This window comes from Novosphingobium sp. CF614, assembly GCF_900113255.1.
Lineage (GTDB): Bacteria > Pseudomonadota > Alphaproteobacteria > Sphingomonadales > Sphingomonadaceae > Novosphingobium.
Map to the genome: position 1 here is coordinate 483,275 of NZ_FOOR01000001.1, position 18,565 is coordinate 501,839.

The following is an 18,565-nucleotide window of genomic DNA, read 5'->3' on the forward strand; positions in this document are numbered from 1 at the left end:
CCGTTTGCTGTTCACATCGTGGGCCAAACGCACCGTAAGAGGAAATGGGGCGGCTTCGCCGCGTAGCTTCTCTGCGCCTCCGCGTCTCTGCGTGATCCCCGAATATCACCGCCGCTCGCGAAAGAACCCACGCAAGAGTTCCGCCGATTCGGCTTCGCCGATGCCGGGATAGACTTCGGGCCGGTGCAGGCATTGCGCATGCTCGAATACCCGCGCGCCATGTTCGACCGCGCCGCCTTTGGGATCGGAGGCGCCGTAATAGAGCCGGGCGATTCGCGCGTGGGCGATCGCGCCCGCGCACATCGCACAAGGCTCCAGCGTCACCCATAGCTCGCAGCCGTCCAGCCGCTCGTTGCCGAGCACACGGGCGGCGGCGCGAATCGCCTCGATTTCCGCATGGCTGGTGGGATCGTGCCGCTCGCGCGGCCCATTGCGGCCGATGGCGATTGCCACGCCGTCCTTGACCACGACCGCGCCGATCGGCACTTCACCCGAATCGGCGGCCTCCCGCGCTTGCGCAAGGGCAAGCTGCATATGTTCGGGGAGCGGCCAACGGATCATGCGGGACGCGCTAGCGCGCCAAATTCCGTCGCGCAACTTGACCTTGCCTGGGTGAATCGGTAAGGGCGCGCCTTCCCGTTCCGACGGCCACAGATTTTTCGAGCGAGAGTAGATATGTCCCGCATCTGCGAACTGACTGGCAAGAGCCGCCAGGTCGGCTGCAACGTCAGCCACGCCAACAACAAGACCAAGCGCGTCTTCCTGCCCAATCTCCAGAACGTCACGCTGATGTCGGATGGCCTGGAGCGCAGCTTCAAGTTCCGCGTTTCGACCCACGGCCTGCGCTCGGTCGAACACAATGGCGGCCTCGACAACTGGCTGCTCAAGGCCTCGGACGAGAAACTGTCCTCGCGCGCGCTCAAGGTGAAGCGCGAACTTAAGAAGAAGCAGGCCGCCTGATCCACTCGCTCCCAGCCGGGAGCGTCGATCGGTGAGCGCGTGAACAAGGCGTGCGGGGCTTCTCGCGCGCCTTTTTGCGTGCCCGGGATCAATTTTCCGGGATCAATTGTCCGGCCAGGGCAGGCGGCGCGGATCGACCGAAAGCTTCCAGAGCAGCGTCCGCTGCAGCCTGCGCATGCGGTTGTCGTCCGACATGAGCCAGACGGCGACCCTGCCGTCCGGTTGCGGCACGAGGCCGATCGCCTCGAAATTGTCGACCGGGAGCACCGAGGCGAGCGAGGCCAGCGGTATCGAGTGCCAGACATGGCCGGGCCGGATCCGCGCGGTATCGGCAATCACGATTCGCCCGGCGAAGCGCATCGGCAGCGGCCACAGCAAGCGACGCATGAGGATGAGCGCGCGGCCATCGGGCAGCAGCGCCATGTCGACGACCGAGAAATTGTCCGGGCCGTCGAACAGGAACTTGCGGCCATCGGGGTGCAGGATCGGATCGCCATCGAACACGACCGCCTCATGCAGGCGCGAATCCCGCCACGATCGGGTGATCTCGCGAATCGTCACGAAGCGTCCATCGGGCAGCCGGGCCAACGCCTCGGGTCCCGTGTTCAGAGCCCACCCGGCCATGGCGGGGGACTTGATCCTGGCTTCCTCCACCAGTCTCGCATTCAGCCGGAAGATGGCGTTCCGGCCCTCCAGGCCCAGCCAGTACCGGCCGGAGGCGGGATCATGCGCGACCGATTCCACGTCGTGGTAGGAGTTGTCGCGCCCATGGGGCCCGAACTTGATCCAGCGTAGCTGTGGAACCGACGGCTTTGCGCCAGGCGGCGAGAACCGCATGTATCCGCCGGCGTCGTTGATCGCCAGGATGCGGCCGTCCGGCAGCGGAACCATCGAGGAATACCCGAAGAACTTGCTATCGCGCGATTCGAGCTGCCAGGCCCCTTCGAGGTGGAACGGCCCGAGAAAGGGCGCCAGCATGCGCGCGGGCGGCATGGTGAGCGGCACGACGCTGACGCGGGGATCCCTGCAGATCGGCGCAGGAGGATCACGCATCCAGGTGATCGCCAACAAGGCCAGAAACGGGAACAGGAGAGCTATGTTGCGGCGCACAATGCGTGATTAGACCGTTCCAGCGCCGCCGCAAGTTCCCAGAACGACGACCCGCGCGTTCAACGCATCGGGCCGGTGAACAATAGCGGATCGAGCCGCGCGTCCTGCCACTTGATCGACCAGTGCAAGTGCGGGCCGGTGGCGCGCCCGGTCATGCCGATCCGGCCGATCACCTGCCCCTGCTTCACATGCTCGCCCTCCTTCACCAGGATTTCGGAACAGTGCAGGAAGGCGCTGTTGAGGCCCATGCCGTGGTCCAGCATCAGCAGGTTGCCTTCCAACGTGAAGGGTTTCTCCGCCGCCAGGATCACCACGCCGTCGGCCGGCGCGACGAAGGGCGTGCCGCTGGCGCCGGTGGTGACGTCGATGCCCGAATGGTATGCTCCCGGCTCGCCCCGATAAACGCGCTGCGAACCGAAACGCCCGGAAATCCGCCCCTTCACCGGCCAGATGAAATGCTGGCGCCAACCTTGCGCGCCCGTCACCAGGGCCCGCGCCACGTCGACCCGGGCCAGTTCGGGCCGCCGCAGCGCCATGAACGCCTCGGTCGGGCCGCCGGGCTTGCGCGGGATGTTGACGTTCTCGATCTGCCAGGCGCGCGGCGCCACGGCGAGTTGCTGCTGGCGCGCGGTGCCATCGGCCATCGTCACGCTCAGCGTCGCCTGCGGGCCGGCGTCGCGATCGAAGGCGGCGAACCAGGCGCCGTCGCGCGCCACCGCCACCGGCCGGCCATCGAGGGAAAGCGCCTTGGTGCCGGCGGGAGCAGTGCCGCGAATCCATCCACCCTGCGTCACTTCGCCCGAGAACAGGAGATGCGCCGGACGCGGTGGCAATTCCCCGGGAACGACCGGCGCCGCGCCGGCAACCGCGAACAGGATAGAAATCGCCGCGAGCCCGCCTGTCGCCGGCGAAATGCCGGTTCGCCTCATGCCTGCCCGAGCAGGCGCCGGGTGGCGATCTCCGCGCTGGCATAGGCTTCCTGCAGGTCGACGCTCCAGTACCGCAGCGCCTCGAGCGGGATCCTTTCGCCGGTCACGGCGCAATTCACGTAGTGCCCGGGGCTCACCACGCGGAATCCGTTGGGGCCGTAGCTGAGCGTCGCGGGGCGATCGGTGGAGGACATGAGCATTGGCGGCTCCTAGCAAAGCCTTGCGGTCAGAACAAATCGCCCTGTCGCGGCGCGTCGGGCTTTGGCCGCGCCGGCTTGCGCGGGTGCCCGGCATCGGGCGCCATCGCGCCTGAACCGGTCGTGACCGCAAGCTCGCCGTCGTGGAACTCCAATACCAGCGCCGGTTCCAGGGCCGCCCGCTCGCGACTGGTCAGCGCCTGTCCGCCGGGCATCTTGACCAGCGCATAGCCGCGCAGGAGGGGCAAGCGGGGGTCCAACTGGGGTAGAACCCGGGCGACCGGTGCCAGACCGTCGCGTGCCAGCGTCCAGCGCCGGCTGAGCAACCGTGACGTCAGTCCCGCGTGTCGCAGGCGCTCCCGGCTGGCCTGCACCCGGTGACGCAGCAGCGGCAGCGACAGCTTCGCCGCAGTGTGGCCGAGACGCTCGCGCTTGGTACGCTCCTGCTCTCGCAGGCCGCGCCGCAAGCGTTCGGAAAGTTCATCGAGCTTCTGCGCCTTCGCCTGGAGGATGGTTTCGGGCCTGGGCAGGCGCTGCACCCGCGCGTCCAGCCGCTCGCGCCCGAGCGTGACCGGACGCAGCGCGCAGCGGCGCTTGCGCAGGGCCAGTTCATCGAGCTGGATTTGCAGCTCGGCGCGCACCGGCACCGCGATTTCGGCAGCGGCGGTGGGCGTGGGCGCGCGGCGGTCGGCGGCGTGGTCGCACAAGGTGGTATCGGTCTCGTGCCCGACCGCCGAGATCACCGGAATACGCGATTCGGCCACCGCGCGCACGACGATTTCCTCGTTGAAGCTCCACAGGTCCTCGATCGAACCGCCGCCGCGCGCGACGATGACGAGGTCCGGACGCGGGATCGGACCGCCGGGAGCAATCGCGGAGAACCCGCGCACCGCGTCCGCGATCTGCTGCGCCGCGCCCTCGCCCTGGACCAGCACCGGCCAGACCAGCACCCGGCTGGGGAAGCGATCACCAAGGCGGTGGAGGATGTCGCGGATCACCGCGCCGGTGGGCGATGTCACCACGCCGATCACATCGGGCAGGAACGGCAGCGCGCGCTTGCGCTCGGGCGCGAAGAGCCCCTCGGCCGCCAGCCGCAAGCGCAGTTTTTCCAGCAGCGCCAGCAGGGCGCCTTCGCCCGCGATCTCCATCGATTCGATGACGATCTGGTATTTCGACCGGCCGGGATAAGTGGTGAGCTTGCCGGTGGCGATGACTTCGATGCCATCCTCCGGCCGGAACGCCAGGCGCTGCGCGCCGCCGCGCCACATGACGCCGTCGATCACCGCCTTGTCGTCCTTCAGCGCGCAGTAGAGGTGGCCGGAAGCCGCGCGCTTGACCCCAGAAAGCTCGCCGCGCAGGCGCACGAAGCCGAAGCGATCCTCCACCGTGCGCTTGAGCAGCGCCGAAATCTCGCTGATGGTGAGCGGCGCGGCGTTGTCCCCGGCGGTTCCCTTCGCTACCAGCCCCCCCGATCGACCGTTTTCGTATTCGTCGTCTTCGAAAGATTGATTGAAAGGCACGGGGTAATGAACATCCTTCTTCTGGGCTCGGGCGGCCGCGAACATGCGCTGGCCTGGAAGCTGGTGCAATCCCCGCTTTGCGGCAGGCTCTGGGCCGCACCCGGAAATCCGGGGATTGCCCAGGACGCGACGTGCGTTTCGCTCGACGCCGCCGATCACGCCGCCGTCATCGCCTTCTGCGAGGAAAAGACGATCGGCCTCGTCGTCATCGGCCCCGAGGCACCGCTGGTCGACGGGCTTGCCGATTCGCTGCGCGACAAGGGCTTCGCGGTGTTCGGGCCGAGCCAGGCGGCGGCCCAGCTCGAAGGTTCGAAAGGCTTCACCAAGGACTTGTGCGCGCGGGCCAATATCCCGACCGGCGGTTATGTGCGCGTCTCCAGCGAAGCCGATGGCATCGCGGCATTGGAAAAGTTCGGCGCGCCGGTGGTCGTCAAGGCCGATGGCCTGGCCGCCGGCAAGGGCGTCACCGTCGCCATGACCATGGCCGAAGCCGAGGACGCGGTGCGCGACATATTCGCCGGGCGCTTTGGCGAGGCCGGCGCCGAAGCCGTGATCGAAGAGTTCCTCGAAGGCGAGGAAGCCAGCTTCTTCGCCCTCACCGACGGCGCCACCATCGTCGCGTTCGCCTCGGCCCAGGACCACAAGCGCGTGGGCGACGGCGATACCGGGCCCAATACCGGCGGCATGGGCGCCTACAGCCCCGCCCCGGTGCTCACCCCCGTGCTGGAAGCCGAGGCGATGACGCGCATCATCGCGCCGACCGTCAAGACCCTGGCGGACGAAGGCATGCCTTATTCGGGCGTGCTGTTCCTGGGCCTGATGCTGACCCGCGACGGCCCCAAGCTGATCGAATACAACTGCCGCTTCGGCGATCCCGAATGCCAGGTGATGATGATGCGGCTGGAAAGCGATCTTGTCGAACTGCTGCACGCCTGCGCGGAGAACCGGCTGGGCGCGATCCAGCCCCCGCGCTTTTCCGACCAGACCGCGCTGACCGTGGTCATGGCCACCCGCGGCTATCCCGGCACGCCCGACAAGGGCGGCGCGATCGACGGTCTCGCGGCCGCCGAGGCAGAGGGCGCGAAAGTGTTCCACGCCGGCACCGCGCTGAAGGACGGCCGGCTCGTCGCCAGCGGCGGGCGCGTGCTCAACGTGACGGCCTGCGGGGCTTCGGTGAGCGAGGCGCAGCACCGGGCCTATGCGGCGGTCGATGCGATTTCCTTCCCCACCGGCTTCTGCCGGCGCGACATCGGCTGGCGCGAAGCGGCGCGCGAATCCAGTGTTGTTTAGGCACTCGAACGCCGTCCTGAAGCTTTCGCTGGCGCTGGCGGCACTGCTCGCCGGCGGCGGCATCGGCTTCTACTATGGCATCTTCCTGCCCTCGCAGGAGGTGCGCCGACAGGCCCGGGAGCTTGCCGACAAAGAGGCCGCCGCCGCGGCCGCCAGCAGCGCCCTGGCCGAGCAGGCGCGCCGCCAGCAGGCCGCCCAGGCCGAATACGAGGACTGCGTGAACTTCGCCGAGCTGTCGTACAAGCAGCGCTGGGCCCAAAGCTGCCAGAACCTGCACGACGCGGACCAATCAGCCTACGAGGATTGCGCGGACGACGTGTTCAGCACCGAAGCCGGCTGCCGCGCCAAGCACCCGATCCGCCCCGAACACGACTGCGCGCTACCCGCACAAGTCGCCCAGGGACTCACCGGCGCGCGCGACCAGCGCAAGGCGGAATGCCTGGGCCGATTGCAGGCGCTGCAAGGCGGTGGGGCCCGCCAGGCGGCACCGTCGGCGGAGGGAACCGGCGCGCTGTTGGAGTGATTTCAGGCGGCTGGAACCAGTCGGCGAATTGGCGGTTTTCGTTGCGTTTCGATCAGGGCTCGAACGAGCCCGGCAGATCGCGGCAGGCCAGCACCATTCGGGCGATCTCGATGACGGGTACTTCCCACGGATGGACCGAGAGCAGGCGATCCACGGCGGCCAGCAATGCCGGATCGTCCGGCGCGCAAGGCGCATGGACCGAAACGGTCACCGTCGGCGAGAGGCTGGCCTTGCCGGCCTTGCCCAGGATCGGCCGGGCATCGGCGCCGGGCCGAAAGCTTTCCCAGCCGATCCCGATCTCCATGTCATGCGGTGCACCGCATGACATGGATTATGCGTAGTGCGCTATTATGCGGAGTTACGCGTTGAGGACGGCGGTTTTCCGCCCGATCTGTTGGCTCGCACGCCGCATGATAGTATACCCGCAACAGTGGCCAACTTGCCTGATAAGGCCGGATGAGCTAATGAGGGACGTCCGCGTAACTGGCGAGAAAGATGGGGCACCATCGGGGAGCGTGGGCATTAGCCGCCGCTCGCCTGGGCATCTTCACTGAGGAGGCCCGCATGCTTAAACTTATCATCGGCAACAAGAATTACTCGTCTTGGTCGATGCGCGCTTGGATGCTGCTCAAGTTCGCTGAACTACCGTTTTCCGAGATTTGTATCGACTTGTATACGGCTGGCTCGCGGAAACGCGTGTTAGATCTGGGCGGGGAAACGGGTTTGGTGCCCGTGCTCGTTGTGGATGATCGCGCCATCTGGGACACGCTGGCTATTACCGAGTTTGTTTACGAGTTGCGGCCCCATATATGGCCTTCGGACGCCTTCGAGCGAGCGAAAGCTAGAAGCTACGCCGGAGAGGTGCATTCGGGCCTGACCGCTGTTCGTGCATCGATGCCGTGCAACACCCGGGCGCGGGAGCGCGTCGTCGAGATGTCAGAGGAAGTAGAACTCGAAATTGCTCGGGTAGCAGAAATCTGGTCGCGCGCTTCCGGCGATTGGTTGTTCGGAGATTTCTCGGCGGCTGATGTCATGTTCGCTCCAGTCGCCGCGCGTTTCCGGACGTATGGGGTGGCCCTTAAAGATGGCAGGGCCGTGAGCTACTGGGAGAGACTAATCGCGCACCCGCTGTGTACCGAGTGGTTCGCGTTAGGTGAGGCGGAACCTGTGATAATCGAGCAGTTCGAGCTGCCTAGGCGTATCAAATAGGCGATCTGGTCGCGGTAACGGCAGCCCCAGTATTATGCGGAGCGATCTGGTGCATAAACAGCAGATATCCGCCACGCTCAACCAACGACTCCGCATAATAACGCGCTACGCATTATCCGCGACGCCGGCGTAGAGGCCATAATCTCCGAGCGGATTGTCATCCCGGATCACGCCGAGCACCCGCGCCAGGACCGGATCGCGCTCCCCGGCCTGGCCGTCACCCGCCAGCATGGCCGCCAGCGTCTGCTCCGCCACCGGGACATGGACGCGGACCAAGGTGATTTCGCGTGTCCTCATGCCTGTGGCGGTTCGGCCAGCAACAGCTTCACCACCAGCGCCAGCCGCTTCGCGTCCTCGCGGGCCAGGTGTTCCTTGGGCAAGCGCCGCTTGGCCTCTTGCAGCGCCGCGACGACCTGCGACCGGGTGTAGCCGCGCTTCTGGATGAACTCGCCAAGATAGCGCACGGGAAACGGCAGCCTGGCACCCACCGCCTGGCACAGCACCTCCAGCCAGTACGCATCGAGATCGGCGTCGGCATAGACGTTACACTCTCGCGCGAATTCCGCCATTTCGGCAAGAACCTGCGCGGGCGGCTGGCCCTTCTGCGCAAGCAGTTCCCGGCTGATGCCATGGAGGTTCTCGGCCTCCTCCGACCAGTCCCAGTATTTCCAGGCTTCGCAAGGCCGGATCAGCCAGGCGCGGCTGAGCCCGTCGATCCGGGCAATGGCGACCTCGATGGGGAAGGACTGACCGTATTCGGGCAGGCAGCTCGCCTCGAAGTCGATCAGTGCCGGGCAGGTCAATATCGCTTCCCCCTGTAGGTCAGCCTGCTGGTCGGTCCTCCAGTCAGCCCATCCGCTCGGCGACGAACGCCTTGAGGTCTTCTTCGGGACGGGCGCCGTAGTGCGAGATGATCTCGCTCGCGCAGATCGCCCCCAGCCTGAGGCAATCGGATACCGTCATGCCACGAACGTGCCCGAAAAGGAAACCGGCAGCGAACAAGTCCCCGGCGCCGGTGGTATCGACCACTTTGTCGACCGGCTCGGCGGCGACCTGCGAACGCACGCCGCCGGCGACGGCTACCGCGCCGTCCTGGCTGCGCGTGACGACCAGCACCGGGATTTTCGGCGCCAGCATGGCGATGCCCGCCTCGAAATCGGCTATGCCGGTCAACGCGGCCATCTCATGCTCGTTGCAGAACAGCACGTCGATCTCGCCCGCGTCGATCAGCGAGAGGAAATCGGCGCGATGGCGATCGATGACGAAGGATTCGGACGGGGTGAAGGCAATCTTGCGTCCGGCCTTGCGCGCCGCCGCGATCGCCTTGCGCATGGCCGCGCGCGGCTCTTCCGGGTCCCACAGGTAGCCTTCGAGGTAGAGCACCGCCGCGTCCGCGATCACCGCTTCGTCCAGCGCTTCGGCGGGCAGGTAGTGCGAGGCGCCAAGGAAAGTGTTCATGGTGCGCTGGCCGTCGGGGGTGACGAAGATCAGGCAGCGTCCGGTCGGCGGATCGCCGGCCCGTGCCGGCACTGGAAACTCAATCCCGGCGGCGCGAATGTCATGCGTGAAGACTTCACCCAGTTGATCCTGCGCGACCTGGCCGACGAAGCCGCACCGGGCACCCAGGGCGGCGAGGCCGGCCAGGGTGTTGGCCGCGGAACCGCCGGAAATCTCGCGCGCGGGGCCCATCGCGGCATAGAGACCATGCGCCTGGTCGGCGTCGATCAGCGTCATGCCGCCGCGCGCCAGACCCAGTTCCTCGATCGCGGCATCGTCGCAATTGGCAATGACGTCGATGATGGCGTTGCCGATGGCGATGACGTCCAGGCTCGGTTGCGTCATGGGAGATGGTGTCCTTGAAACGTGGGGGAAATGGCGATGGACCGCGAGTAGCGCGCGGCCTGTCGCTCCGCAAGCACTCGGCGAGCCGCCCCCCGGTTGACAGCATGGCGGCGGCACGCAATGCGATGGACCAATCATGGCAAAGATGCATCGGTGGAATACTCTTATACCAAGGCGCGGTGAGCATGACCCGGCGTCCCGGCGAATGTCGGGCCTGCGCATGTTGGGCCTGCGAGTGTCGGGACCGCTGGCCGCCTGCTCGCTGGCGCTGCTGCTCGCGGCCTGCGCCGGCGGCGCCGCCGGTACGCCCAAGCCGCCCGGGAAGGCATCGATGGTGCCGCCGGTGCGCCAGCCCACGCGCACGGTCCCGCGCGATCCCCAGTTCCAGTCCATCCCCGGACTGGAAGGCGTGGTCGGCGCCACGCGGAGCCAGCTCGTGCGCCAGTTCGGCGAACCCCGGCTCGACGTCTGGGAAGGGGATGCCCGCAAGCTGCAATTCACCGGTGCGCCTTGCGTGCTGGACATCTATCTCTATCCCACCTCCAGCTCGCGCGAACCGCTGGCGACCTATGTCGACGCCCGCCGCGCGTCGGACGGGCAGGATGTCGACCGCGCGGCCTGCACCGCGGCGCTACGGCAGAAGTGAACGGGTGACGGAAGCAGGCGCTTAACCGGGAATTAGACTTATTCTGCCACGCCGTTCCCGATGATCCTGTTGGGAACCGCGACAAGATGAGCATGCACTTCAGCCAAATCGCCGAGCAGGCACTCGCCGATGGCGATATCGGCGCCGAGGACGTCCTCGCCCTGCGGCGCGCCGGATGGGCCGATGGACGGATCGAACCGGACGAGGCGGAGATCATCTTCGCGATCAACCACAGGCTGGACCATCCGGCCGTCGAATGGGCGGACTTCTTCGTCGAGGCGATCGGCGAATATATCGTCAACCAGGTCGAGCCGCGCGGCTACGTGACCGAAGGCAATGCCGAATGGCTGATCGCCCACATCGAGCACGACGGCCGCCTCCATGCGATGACCGAGCTGGAACTGCTGGTGAAGGTCTTCGAAAAGGCACTGGGCGTGCCCGAGGCGCTGCGCAGCTATGCGCTGCGCCAGATCGAGGAAACCGTGGTCACCGGCGAGGGCCCGACCCGCTGCGGCGGCAGCCTGGAAAAAGGCAACGTGACCGAAGCCGAGGCGGGGATCATGCGCCGCATCCTGTTCGCCTCCGGCAGCGATCGTCCGGCCGGCGTGAGCCGCCGCGAGGCCGAGCTGCTGTTCCGCATCAAGGACGAGACGCTCCATGGCGACAACGCGCCCGAATGGAAGCGCCTGTTCGTGCAGGGCGTGGGCAATTACCTGCAAGGCTTCAGCGCACAAGCCCCGCTCTCGCGCGACCGGGCCGCGCAGCTCGAAAGCTTCATGAACGACCGCACCTCGTCGGTCGGCAACTTCATGGGCAAAGTCGTGCGCAGCTTCGGCGCGGCGAACCGCGCGGGCGTGGTGTTCGGACGCAAGCAGGTCCGGCCGGAGCTGGGCACGCTGGTCGAAGCGGCCCGCGAAGTGACCCATGACGAGAAAGCCTGGCTTGACGAGCGGATCGAGGCCAACGGCGTGATCGACGAATACGATCAGGCGCTGCTGGACTTCCTCGGCGAAGAGGGCTTCGCGGGCTGAACCGGCCTATCCGCCCAGCACTTCGGCCTTGAGCGTCTTGCGGTCGAGCTTGCCGACCATGGTCTTGGGCAGCGCGGCGCGCAGCACCACCCGGTCCACCCGCTCGTGCTTGCCGAGCCGCGCGTTGAGCCAGTTGGCGATCGCCTCGGCACTGGCATTGCTGGTGGGATCGAGCACCACGAAGGCGCGCGGCACTTCACCGTGATAGACGTCGGGCACGCCGATCACCATCGCCTCGCTCACCCCCGGATAGCCGAGCAGGACGGTCTCGACCTGGCTGGGAAAGACCTTGAAGCCGCCCACCGCGATCATGTCCTTACTGCGGTCGACGATCCGCACGTAGCCTTCCTCGTCGATCGTCGCGATGTCGCCGGTGCGCAGCCAGCGCTTGCCATCCCGTTCGACGAAGGCCTGGGACTCGGCCTGCGGACGGTTCCAGTAGCCCAGCATGACCTGCGGGCCGGTGACCGCCAGCTCGCCGGGTTCGCCCGGCGGGGCATCGCGCCCGGGGTCTTCCTTGTTGAGCAGGCGCAAGTCCGTTCCCGGCAGCGGATGGCCGATCGACCCGGGCAGTTCGCGCCCGTCGAACGGATTGGTGGCGACCACCCCGGCGGTTTCGGTCAAACCATAGCCCTCCACCAGCTTGGCCCCGCTCGCCTTCTCGAAGCGGGTCTTGACCGGGCCGGGCAGCGGCGCCCCCCCCGAGATGCAAGTGAACAGGCTGGAGAAATCCGTCCGCGCCATGGCCGGATGGTCGAGCAGGGCCTGGTACATCGTCGGCACCCCGGGCATGGCCGTGGCCCGGACGCGTTGCAGCGTCGAGAGCACCTGGCCGGCATTGAAACGCGGCAGCATGGCGATCATCCCGCCGTCGTAGACCGTTCGATTGAGCACGCAGGCATTGGCGAAGACGTGGAACATCGGCAGCACCCCGACGATCACGTCCCGCGCATGGGCATGCGGGTCGATCGCCTCTATCTGCCGGGCATTGGCGGTAAGATTCTGGTGGCTGAGCATCGCCCCCTTGGGCGTGCCGGTGGTTCCGCCGGTATACTGCAGCAAGGCGAGATCGGTCAGCGGAGCTATCGCGACCGGGGCGGGATCATGATCCAATTGCAGCTCGGACCATTCCAGAACATTGGCGGCGGCCGGGATCGGAACGGTGCCGCGCCGCCGGAACAGCCGCAGCCCGATACGCTGCCACAACGGCAGCAGCGGCGCCAGCCGCGCGACCACCAGCCATTCGAGGCCCGACGCCGACAGCACCTGCTCCGCCGGCGGCAGCAGCAATGGCACGTCCAGGGTGACGAGCAGCCGGGTTCCCGAATCGGCGACCTGCGCCTCCAGTTCGGCAACGGTATAGAGCGGCGAGAAGTTGACGACCGTCGCTCCGGCCATCATCGCACCGAAATAGGCGGAAAGGTAGGTCGGCACGTTCGGCAGGTAGAGCCCGATCCGATCGCCCTTGGCGATCCCCAGCGACTGCAATCCGGCGGCGAAGCGACGTGCCTCGGCGCCAATCCGCCGATAAGTGAACTCGCGCCCGAGAAAGTCGACGAGTACGCGATCACCGTAAGCCGCGACGCTCGCGGCGAACATTTCTGTCATTGCCAGCGGAGCGAAGTCCTGGTCCCACTTGCAGGGGTGGACATAGCACTCTTGCCAGGCCCTTCGGCCCATCCTCTCGATCATGGGCCGACTGTGCGCCCAAGCCCTGCACCGAGCAAGAAACTTGTGTTCAGTTGTTAACTCAGCCGACAGGGCAGGGCTTCGCATCCTTGCCGGTCAGCCGGAAAAGCGCGGTTACTGGCCGCGCTCCTCCGCCTCGGCGGCGCGCTTGGCCACGAGCCAGGCGGCGGCTTCGGCTTCCTGCGCCGCCTCGCTGGCGGCCTTCACGGCAGCGTCGCGCTCGGCGCGCAGTTCCTCGATCAGCGCCTCGCGATCGTCGATCAGGCGCTCGTCGCTCTGCACTTCGTCCTCGATGCCGGCCTTCTTCGCCGCCTTGGCGACGATCATGTCAAGCTCGCGCTGCGAGCACAGGCCGAGCGTTACCGGATCCTTCGGCGTGATGTTGGCGATGTTCCAGTGCGAACGGTCGCGGATCGCGGCGATCGTATTGCGGGTGGTGCCGATCAGCTTGCCGATCTGCGCATCCGACACCTCCGCGTGGTTGCGCAGGATCCAGGCGATGCCATCGGGCTTGTCCTGGCGCTTCGAGACCGGGGTGTAGCGTGGGCCCTTGGTGCGGCTGACCGTCACCGGCGCCTTGTGCATGCGCAGGCGATATTCGGGATTTGCCTGGCCCTTGTCGATTTCGTCCATGGTCAGTTCGCCCGCGCGCACCGGATCGCGGCCGGTGTACTTGCTGGACGCGAGGTCATCGGCCATGGCCTGGACCTCGAGCATGTGCAGGCCGCAGAACTCGGCGATCTGCTCGAAGGTCAGGGCAGTGTTGTCGACCAGCCAGGAAGCGGTCGCGTGCGGCATCAGCGGAGTGGGCTGGCTCATGTCTCTATCTCCGGCGGAAACAATAAGGGCCGCCCCTTCGCGGAGCGGCCGTTCTCGCCCGATTTAGGCCAAGTTTGCCGATTGGGCAAGCACAAGCCGCGATTTTTGCGGGATCGGCCGGCCCCCGTCCGATCGGTGCGTCTCGATCGGCACACCCTAATCCATGGCGACGTAACCGGAAAGCCCCGCCACACGATCGAGCCACCCGCAGATCGCCGGGTAGTCCCGCAGCCGGAAGCCGCCCGCCTCGCAGACATGGGTATAGGCGTAGAGCGCGATATCGGCGAGCGTGACCGAATCGCCGACCAGCCAGTCGCTTCGCGTCAGGTGCTCGTCCATCACCGCCAGCGCCGCCTCGCCGCCCGCGCGCTTGGCGGTGATCTGGCCCTTCTGGAATTCGCTGAGATTGGCCTCGCCCACGAACAGCAGCCAGAAGCGCAGGGTGGCGACGTTGGGTTCGTGATTGTACTGTTCGAAGAACATCCAGCGCAGCATGTCCGCCCGCGCGAACCGGTCCTGCGGGATGAGCGGCGAGCCTTCGGCCAGGAACCAGCAGGCGGCATTGCTTTCGGGCAGGAAGCGCGGGCCGACCTGGAGCACGGGAATGCGCCCGTTGGCGTTGACGTCCCGCAGGAATTCGGGCGTGCGCGTCTCACCCTTCATGATGTCGTACTGCCGGCGTTCAAGCGGAATGCCGAGCAGCGCCGCCGTCAGCCGGATCTTGAAGCAATTGCCGCTGCGCGGATCTTCGTGAAGGACCAAGTCTTCCATGAAGGCATTCATTGCACGCACGCCCTCACACCTCCAGCACGATCTTGCCCACGTGCCGGCCCGCTTCCATCCTGACGTGCGCGGCGGCGGCTTCCACCAGCGGGAAGCGCCTGTCCATCACTGGCCGCAAGGCGCCCTCTTCCACCAGCGGCCAGACGTTGGCGCGGATTTCCTGTGCGAGAAGCGCCTTGAACTCATCCGAACGCGGCCGCAGGGTCGATCCGGTAAGGGTGAAGCGACGGGTCATCACCACGGCCATGTTGATCTCCGCCCGGGCACCGCCCTGGACGGCGATGGTGACGTGCCGGCCGTCCACGCCAAGGCACTTGAGATTGCGCGCGACATAGCTTCCGGCAACCATGTCGAGCACCAGGTCCACGCCCCTGCCGCCGGTCAGCCGGGCCACTTCCTCCACGAAATCGCTCGCGCCATAGTCGATCGCATGGGCGGCGCCGATCTCCAGCGCCCGCGCGCACTTTTCCGGCGAGCCGCACGTGACGATCACTTCCAGCCCGAACAGGCGGCCCAGCATGATCGCCATGGTGCCGATGCCGCTGGTGCCGCCATGGACCAGGATCGTCTCGCCCTCCCGCGCGTAGCCGCGTTCGAAGACGTTGTGCCAGACGGTGAACAGCGTCTCGGGCAGGGCGGCGGCCTGTTCCAGCGGCAGGCCTTCGGGCACCGGCAGGCAATGCCCCGCCCCGGCCAGACAATACTGGGCATAGCCCCCGCCCGAAACCAGCGCGCAGACGGCCTGGCCGATGGCCGGCGCCTCCACGCCCTGGCCCAGGGCGACGACGGTGCCGGAAATCTCCAGCCCGGGAATCGGCGAGGCCCCGGGCGGCGGCGGATAATCGCCCTTGCGCTGGACGACATCGGGCCGATTCACGCCGGCGAACGCCACTTTGACCAGGACTTCGCCCGGTCCGGGCTCGGGCACCGGCAGGATCACGGGTCGCAGCACGTCGGGTTCGCCGGGCGTCTCGAACCCGATGGCGGTCATGGTCGCAGGGCAATTAGCTAACATGGGCCCCTGTTGCCACAGCGCCCCACCGGAGGGGAACCATTTTCGGACCATTGACAGCGACGATTTACCGTCCGATGCTGCATTGCAATGGACGATGACGATGGACCGCGGCGGCGGTCGCCCGAGGGCAACTTCGGAGCCGCCAGCCTCCTCGCCAGCGAAAGCCTGGAGCGCTATTCGCTGGATGAACTCGACGCGCGCCTCGCCCTTCTCGATCAGGAGATCGCCCGCATCCGGGCGTATCGGCAGAAATCCGCGGCCCACATGCTCGCGGCCGATGCTTTGTTCAGGCCCAAGACACGGTGATTCCGGCAGGATCGCCCTCAAGCAATCGCTCGGGCAATCGCATCGGGTCGATCCCCACGCGGCAGCCTCTACGGATACCTCGCAAGCGCCCTAAGCGATCCTATATGGAAACTGAAACCAAACTGCGCGTACAAACTCCCGCAAGGAGAGTCTTTCCTCCCAACGAAAGTGTCCTAAATGCCTAGTTTCGCCCAAAGCCTCGAAAAGACCCTGCACTCAGCGCTGTCCCAGGCGTCCGAGCGCAGCCACGAGTATGCGACTCTCGAGCATCTGCTGCTTGCGCTGATCGACGATCCGGACGCGGCGCAGGTCATGCAGGCCTGCGGCGTCGACCTTGGCGATCTGGGCGATGTGGTGCGCCAGTACCTGGACCAGGAATACCAGTCGCTCAAGACCGAGGAAAAGGGCGATCCCGCCCCGACCGCCGGCTTCCAGCGGGTGATCCAGCGCGCCATCCTCCACGTCCAGTCCTCCGGCAAGGACACGGTGACAGGCGCCAATGTCCTGGTCGCCCTGTTCTCCGAGCGGGACAGCTACGCGGTATACTTCCTGCAGCAGCAGGACATGAGCCGTCTCGACGCGGTCAGCTATATCAGCCACGGCATCGGCAAGGGCGGCAAGCGGATCGAGGATCGCACGCCCAAGGGCAGCGAGGAGAACACCCCCACGCCCGAGGACAAGTCCGAGACCAAGAGCACCGGCAGCAAGAAGGATTCCGCGCTCGACCAGTTCTGCGTCAACCTCAACGAAAAGGCGCTGAACGGCAAAGTGGACCCGCTGATCGGGCGCGGCCCCGAAGTGGACCGCACGATCCAGATCCTGTGCCGCCGCTCGAAGAACAACCCGCTCTACGTGGGCGATCCCGGCGTCGGCAAGACCGCCATCGCCGAGGGGCTGGCGCGCAAGATCGTCGAAGGCGAAGTGCCCGAAGTGCTTTCCGAAGCAGTGATCTACTCGCTCGACATGGGCAGCCTGCTGGCCGGCACGCGCTACCGCGGCGACTTCGAGGAGCGGCTCAAGCAAGTCGTCTCCGAACTCGAGAAGATGCCGCACGCGATCCTGTTCATCGACGAGATCCATACCGTGATCGGCGCCGGCGCCACCAGCGGCGGGGCGATGGACGCCTCGAACCTGCTCAAGCCGGCGCTGTCGGGCGGCACGATCCGCTGCATCGGCTCCACCACTTACAAGGAATTCCGCAACCACTTCGAAAAGGACCGCGCCCTCCTGCGCCGGTTCCAGAAGATCGATGTCAACGAACCGACGATCGAGGACACGATCAAGATCCTGCGCGGCCTGCGCTCCGCCTTTGAGGAGCACCACAGGGTCAAGTACACGCCCGACGCGATCAAGACCGCCGTCGAGCTTTCGGCGCGCTACATCAACGACCGCAAGCTGCCCGACAAGGCGATCGACGTGATCGACGAGGTGGGCGCGATGCAGATGCTGGTGCCGCCCAGCCGCCGCAAGAAGACGATCACCTCCAAGGAGATCGAGGCGGTGATCGCGACGATGGCGCGCATCCCGCCCAAGTCGGTCAGTTCCGACGACAAGCGGGCGCTCGAAAACCTGGAGCGCGACCTCAAGCGCGTGGTGTTCGGCCAGGACAAGGCGATCGAGGTGCTTGCGACCGCGATGAAGCTTTCCCGTGCGGGCCTGCGCGATCCGGACAAGCCGATCGGCTCGTTCCTGTTTTCCGGCCCCACCGGCGTCGGCAAGACCGAGGTCGCGCGCCAGCTCGCCTCGATCATGGGCATTCCGATCCAGCGCTTCGACATGTCCGAATACATGGAGCGCCACTCGGTCAGCCGCCTGATCGGCGCGCCTCCGGGCTATGTCGGGTTCGACCAGGGCGGCCTGCTCACCGATGCCATCGACCAGCAGCCGCACTGCGTCCTGCTGCTCGACGAGATCGAGAAGGCGCACCCCGACTTGTTCAACATCCTGCTGCAGGTGATGGACAACGGCCGGCTCACCGATCACCATGGCAAGACCGTGGACTTCCGCAACGTGGTGCTGATTATGACCACCAATGCGGGCGCATCGGACATGGCGAAGGTCGGCATCGGCTTTGGCGACGTTTCGAAGCAGGATGCCGGCGACGAAGCGGTGAAGCAGCTGTTCACGCCGGAGTTCCGCAACCGCCTCGATGCCATCGTGCCGTTCGCCTATCTCGGCAAGGAAACGATCAGCCGGGTGGTGGACAAGTTCATCCTCCAGCTCGAACTGCAGCTGGCGGATCAGAACGTCCACATCCAGTTCGACTCCGACGCGCGCGAGTGGCTGGGCAATCGCGGCTACGACAAGCTCTACGGCGCCCGCCCGATGGCGCGCGTCATCCAGGAGAAGGTCAAGCAGCCGCTTGCCGAGGAACTGCTGTTCGGCAAGCTGGCGCATGGCGGCGAAGTCCATGTCTCGATCAAGGAAGACGCGCTCAGTTTCGAGCTGACGCCCGCGGCGCCGAAGCTGTCCAAGTCCGCGAAAAAGAAAGTGCCCGCGAAGAAGACGGCGAAGAAAGCCGGAACCCAGCCGGAAGAAAGCACCGACGACTGACAGCGGGCACGACCGATCGGAAAAGGGACGGGGACCGGCCGGTTCCCGCCCCTTTTTCGTGAAGTCACCACGCCCGGCCCGCGATTGACCTCGATCAAGTTCGACACGGGGCACGGGGGCTAGGAAAGCTGCTTCCCTCATTG

Annotated in this window: 21 protein-coding genes and 1 riboswitch; of the genes, 8 read left to right on the plus strand and 13 right to left on the minus strand. The window is 66.4% G+C overall.

The features are described from left to right. Positions 1–105: 105 nt before the first annotated feature. Entirely contained in the window at positions 106–561 is a 456-nt protein-coding gene (locus BM052_RS02265; protein WP_091142684.1) for a nucleoside deaminase, read from the minus strand. Positions 562–675: 114 nt separating this feature from the next. On the opposite strand from BM052_RS02265, the gene rpmB reads away from it, so the two are divergent. Further along, positions 676–960: a 50S ribosomal protein L28 gene (gene rpmB / locus BM052_RS02270; protein WP_091142686.1), complete on the plus strand. Its 285-nt coding sequence runs from the start codon at positions 676–678 to the stop codon at positions 958–960. A 102-nt stretch (positions 961–1,062) separates the two neighbouring features. On the opposite strand, the gene BM052_RS02275 is transcribed toward rpmB, so the two are convergent. From BM052_RS02275 to xseA, 4 genes are all read right to left on the minus strand, one after another. Next, on the minus strand, positions 1,063–2,013 hold the full coding sequence (locus BM052_RS02275) for an esterase-like activity of phytase family protein (RefSeq protein ID WP_255405894.1): 951 nt from the start codon (positions 2,011–2,013) through the stop codon (positions 1,063–1,065). A 116-nt stretch (positions 2,014–2,129) separates the two neighbouring features. Next, a complete protein-coding gene (locus tag BM052_RS02280; protein ID WP_091142690.1) occupies positions 2,130–2,999 on the minus strand; it encodes a M23 family metallopeptidase in 870 nt (289 codons plus the stop codon). After that, positions 2,996–3,199: a DUF2093 domain-containing protein gene (locus tag BM052_RS02285; RefSeq protein WP_091142692.1), complete on the minus strand. Its 204-nt coding sequence runs from the start codon at positions 3,197–3,199 to the stop codon at positions 2,996–2,998. The genes BM052_RS02280 and BM052_RS02285 overlap by 4 nt, the downstream gene beginning before the upstream one ends. Before the next feature lie 26 nt (positions 3,200–3,225). Further along, on the minus strand, positions 3,226–4,716 hold the full coding sequence (xseA, locus tag BM052_RS02290; protein WP_255405895.1) for an exodeoxyribonuclease VII large subunit: 1,491 nt from the start codon (positions 4,714–4,716) through the stop codon (positions 3,226–3,228). Positions 4,717–4,722: 6 nt separating this feature from the next. On the opposite strand from xseA, the gene purD reads away from it, so the two are divergent. Both purD and BM052_RS02300 read left to right on the plus strand, forming a co-directional pair. Continuing rightward, positions 4,723–6,006: a phosphoribosylamine--glycine ligase gene (gene purD / locus BM052_RS02295; RefSeq protein ID WP_091142697.1), complete on the plus strand. Its 1,284-nt coding sequence runs from the start codon at positions 4,723–4,725 to the stop codon at positions 6,004–6,006. Then, positions 5,999–6,529: a hypothetical protein gene (locus BM052_RS02300; protein WP_091142699.1), complete on the plus strand. Its 531-nt coding sequence runs from the start codon at positions 5,999–6,001 to the stop codon at positions 6,527–6,529. Before purD ends, BM052_RS02300 begins: the two co-directional genes overlap by 8 nt. 52 nt (positions 6,530–6,581) lie before the next feature. On the opposite strand, the gene BM052_RS02305 is transcribed toward BM052_RS02300, so the two are convergent. Next, positions 6,582–6,833 carry a hypothetical protein gene (locus BM052_RS02305; RefSeq protein WP_091142701.1) on the minus strand — a complete coding sequence of 84 codons (252 nt, stop codon included), beginning with the start codon at positions 6,831–6,833 and terminating at the stop codon, positions 6,582–6,584. 165 nt (positions 6,834–6,998) lie between these two features. Next, positions 6,999–7,079, plus strand: a riboswitch (ZMP/ZTP riboswitch). A 14-nt stretch (positions 7,080–7,093) separates the two neighbouring features. Between BM052_RS02305 and BM052_RS02310 the strand changes: the two genes are divergently transcribed. Further along, complete coding sequence (locus tag BM052_RS02310; protein WP_177198290.1) at positions 7,094–7,738, plus strand: glutathione S-transferase family protein; 645 nt, start codon at positions 7,094–7,096, stop codon at positions 7,736–7,738. A 105-nt stretch (positions 7,739–7,843) separates the two neighbouring features. Here BM052_RS02310 and BM052_RS02315 read toward each other — a convergent pair whose 3' ends face one another. From BM052_RS02315 to BM052_RS02325, 3 genes are read right to left on the minus strand one after another with little or no spacing between them, the layout of a single operon-like run. After that, entirely contained in the window at positions 7,844–8,035 is a 192-nt protein-coding gene (locus BM052_RS02315; protein WP_091142707.1) for a hypothetical protein, read from the minus strand. After that, entirely contained in the window at positions 8,032–8,541 is a 510-nt protein-coding gene (locus tag BM052_RS02320) for a 3'-5' exonuclease family protein (protein ID WP_091142708.1), read from the minus strand. The genes BM052_RS02315 and BM052_RS02320 overlap by 4 nt, the downstream gene beginning before the upstream one ends. Positions 8,542–8,584: 43 nt before the next feature. Beyond that, the gene (locus BM052_RS02325) at positions 8,585–9,580 is read right to left on the minus strand and encodes an adenosine kinase (RefSeq protein WP_091142711.1); all 996 of its coding nucleotides are present in this window, start codon (positions 9,578–9,580) and stop codon (positions 8,585–8,587) included. Between the two features lie 220 nt (positions 9,581–9,800). Here BM052_RS02325 and BM052_RS02330 point away from each other — a divergent pair, with 220 nt between their 5' ends. Beyond that, positions 9,801–10,226: a hypothetical protein gene (locus BM052_RS02330; RefSeq protein ID WP_255405896.1), complete on the plus strand. Its 426-nt coding sequence runs from the start codon at positions 9,801–9,803 to the stop codon at positions 10,224–10,226. A gap of 92 nt (positions 10,227–10,318) precedes the next feature. After that, positions 10,319–11,257 carry a hypothetical protein gene (locus tag BM052_RS02335; RefSeq protein WP_218151501.1) on the plus strand — a complete coding sequence of 313 codons (939 nt, stop codon included), beginning with the start codon at positions 10,319–10,321 and terminating at the stop codon, positions 11,255–11,257. Between the two features lie 6 nt (positions 11,258–11,263). Here the strand turns inward: BM052_RS02335 and BM052_RS02340 are convergent, their stop codons facing one another. The 4 genes from BM052_RS02340 to BM052_RS02355 all read right to left on the minus strand — a co-directional run bounded on the left by BM052_RS02340 (position 11,264) and on the right by BM052_RS02355 (position 15,539). After that, the gene (locus tag BM052_RS02340) at positions 11,264–12,949 is read right to left on the minus strand and encodes an AMP-binding protein (RefSeq protein WP_091142717.1); all 1,686 of its coding nucleotides are present in this window, start codon (positions 12,947–12,949) and stop codon (positions 11,264–11,266) included. Positions 12,950–13,060: 111 nt separating this feature from the next. Beyond that, on the minus strand, positions 13,061–13,765 hold the full coding sequence (locus BM052_RS02345) for a DUF1013 domain-containing protein (RefSeq protein WP_091142719.1): 705 nt from the start codon (positions 13,763–13,765) through the stop codon (positions 13,061–13,063). A gap of 156 nt (positions 13,766–13,921) precedes the next feature. Next, positions 13,922–14,536: a glutathione S-transferase family protein gene (locus tag BM052_RS02350; RefSeq protein ID WP_091143046.1), complete on the minus strand. Its 615-nt coding sequence runs from the start codon at positions 14,534–14,536 to the stop codon at positions 13,922–13,924. Positions 14,537–14,561: 25 nt separating this feature from the next. Beyond that, a complete protein-coding gene (locus tag BM052_RS02355; protein WP_255405898.1) occupies positions 14,562–15,539 on the minus strand; it encodes an NAD(P)H-quinone oxidoreductase in 978 nt (325 codons plus the stop codon). Positions 15,540–15,650: 111 nt separating this feature from the next. On the opposite strand from BM052_RS02355, the gene BM052_RS02360 reads away from it, so the two are divergent. Both BM052_RS02360 and clpA read left to right on the plus strand, forming a co-directional pair. Continuing rightward, positions 15,651–15,869, plus strand: a complete 219-nt coding sequence (locus tag BM052_RS02360; RefSeq protein WP_091142723.1) for a DUF1192 domain-containing protein — start codon at positions 15,651–15,653, stop codon at positions 15,867–15,869. 177 nt (positions 15,870–16,046) lie between these two features. Beyond that, positions 16,047–18,422 carry an ATP-dependent Clp protease ATP-binding subunit ClpA gene (gene clpA / locus BM052_RS02365; protein ID WP_091142725.1) on the plus strand — a complete coding sequence of 792 codons (2,376 nt, stop codon included), beginning with the start codon at positions 16,047–16,049 and terminating at the stop codon, positions 18,420–18,422. Positions 18,423–18,565 lie beyond the last annotated feature (143 nt).

Excerpts from the sequence above, each read along its gene's own strand:
- BM052_RS02265 (WP_091142684.1), bottom strand. The coding sequence starts at position 561 with ATGATCCGTTGGCCGCTCCCCGAACATATGCAGCTTGCCCTTGCGCAA.
- rpmB (WP_091142686.1), top strand. The coding sequence starts at position 676 with ATGTCCCGCATCTGCGAACTGACTGGCAAGAGCCGCCAGGTCGGCTGC.
- BM052_RS02275 (WP_255405894.1), bottom strand. The coding sequence starts at position 2,013 with ATGCGTGATCCTCCTGCGCCGATCTGCAGGGATCCCCGCGTCAGCGTC.
- BM052_RS02280 (WP_091142690.1), bottom strand. The coding sequence starts at position 2,999 with ATGAGGCGAACCGGCATTTCGCCGGCGACAGGCGGGCTCGCGGCGATT.
- BM052_RS02285 (WP_091142692.1), bottom strand. The coding sequence starts at position 3,199 with ATGCTCATGTCCTCCACCGATCGCCCCGCGACGCTCAGCTACGGCCCC.
- purD (WP_091142697.1), top strand. The coding sequence starts at position 4,723 with ATGAACATCCTTCTTCTGGGCTCGGGCGGCCGCGAACATGCGCTGGCC.
- BM052_RS02305 (WP_091142701.1), bottom strand. The coding sequence starts at position 6,833 with ATGGAGATCGGGATCGGCTGGGAAAGCTTTCGGCCCGGCGCCGATGCC.
- BM052_RS02310 (WP_177198290.1), top strand. The coding sequence starts at position 7,094 with ATGCTTAAACTTATCATCGGCAACAAGAATTACTCGTCTTGGTCGATG.
- BM052_RS02315 (WP_091142707.1), bottom strand. The coding sequence starts at position 8,035 with ATGAGGACACGCGAAATCACCTTGGTCCGCGTCCATGTCCCGGTGGCG.
- BM052_RS02325 (WP_091142711.1), bottom strand. The coding sequence starts at position 9,580 with ATGACGCAACCGAGCCTGGACGTCATCGCCATCGGCAACGCCATCATC.
- BM052_RS02330 (WP_255405896.1), top strand. The coding sequence starts at position 9,801 with ATGTTGGGCCTGCGAGTGTCGGGACCGCTGGCCGCCTGCTCGCTGGCG.
- BM052_RS02335 (WP_218151501.1), top strand. The coding sequence starts at position 10,319 with ATGCACTTCAGCCAAATCGCCGAGCAGGCACTCGCCGATGGCGATATC.
- BM052_RS02340 (WP_091142717.1), bottom strand. The coding sequence starts at position 12,949 with ATGATCGAGAGGATGGGCCGAAGGGCCTGGCAAGAGTGCTATGTCCAC.
- BM052_RS02345 (WP_091142719.1), bottom strand. The coding sequence starts at position 13,765 with ATGAGCCAGCCCACTCCGCTGATGCCGCACGCGACCGCTTCCTGGCTG.
- BM052_RS02350 (WP_091143046.1), bottom strand. The coding sequence starts at position 14,536 with ATGGAAGACTTGGTCCTTCACGAAGATCCGCGCAGCGGCAATTGCTTC.
- BM052_RS02355 (WP_255405898.1), bottom strand. The coding sequence starts at position 15,539 with ATGACCGCCATCGGGTTCGAGACGCCCGGCGAACCCGACGTGCTGCGA.
- BM052_RS02360 (WP_091142723.1), top strand. The coding sequence starts at position 15,651 with ATGGACGATGACGATGGACCGCGGCGGCGGTCGCCCGAGGGCAACTTC.
- clpA (WP_091142725.1), top strand. The coding sequence starts at position 16,047 with ATGCCTAGTTTCGCCCAAAGCCTCGAAAAGACCCTGCACTCAGCGCTG.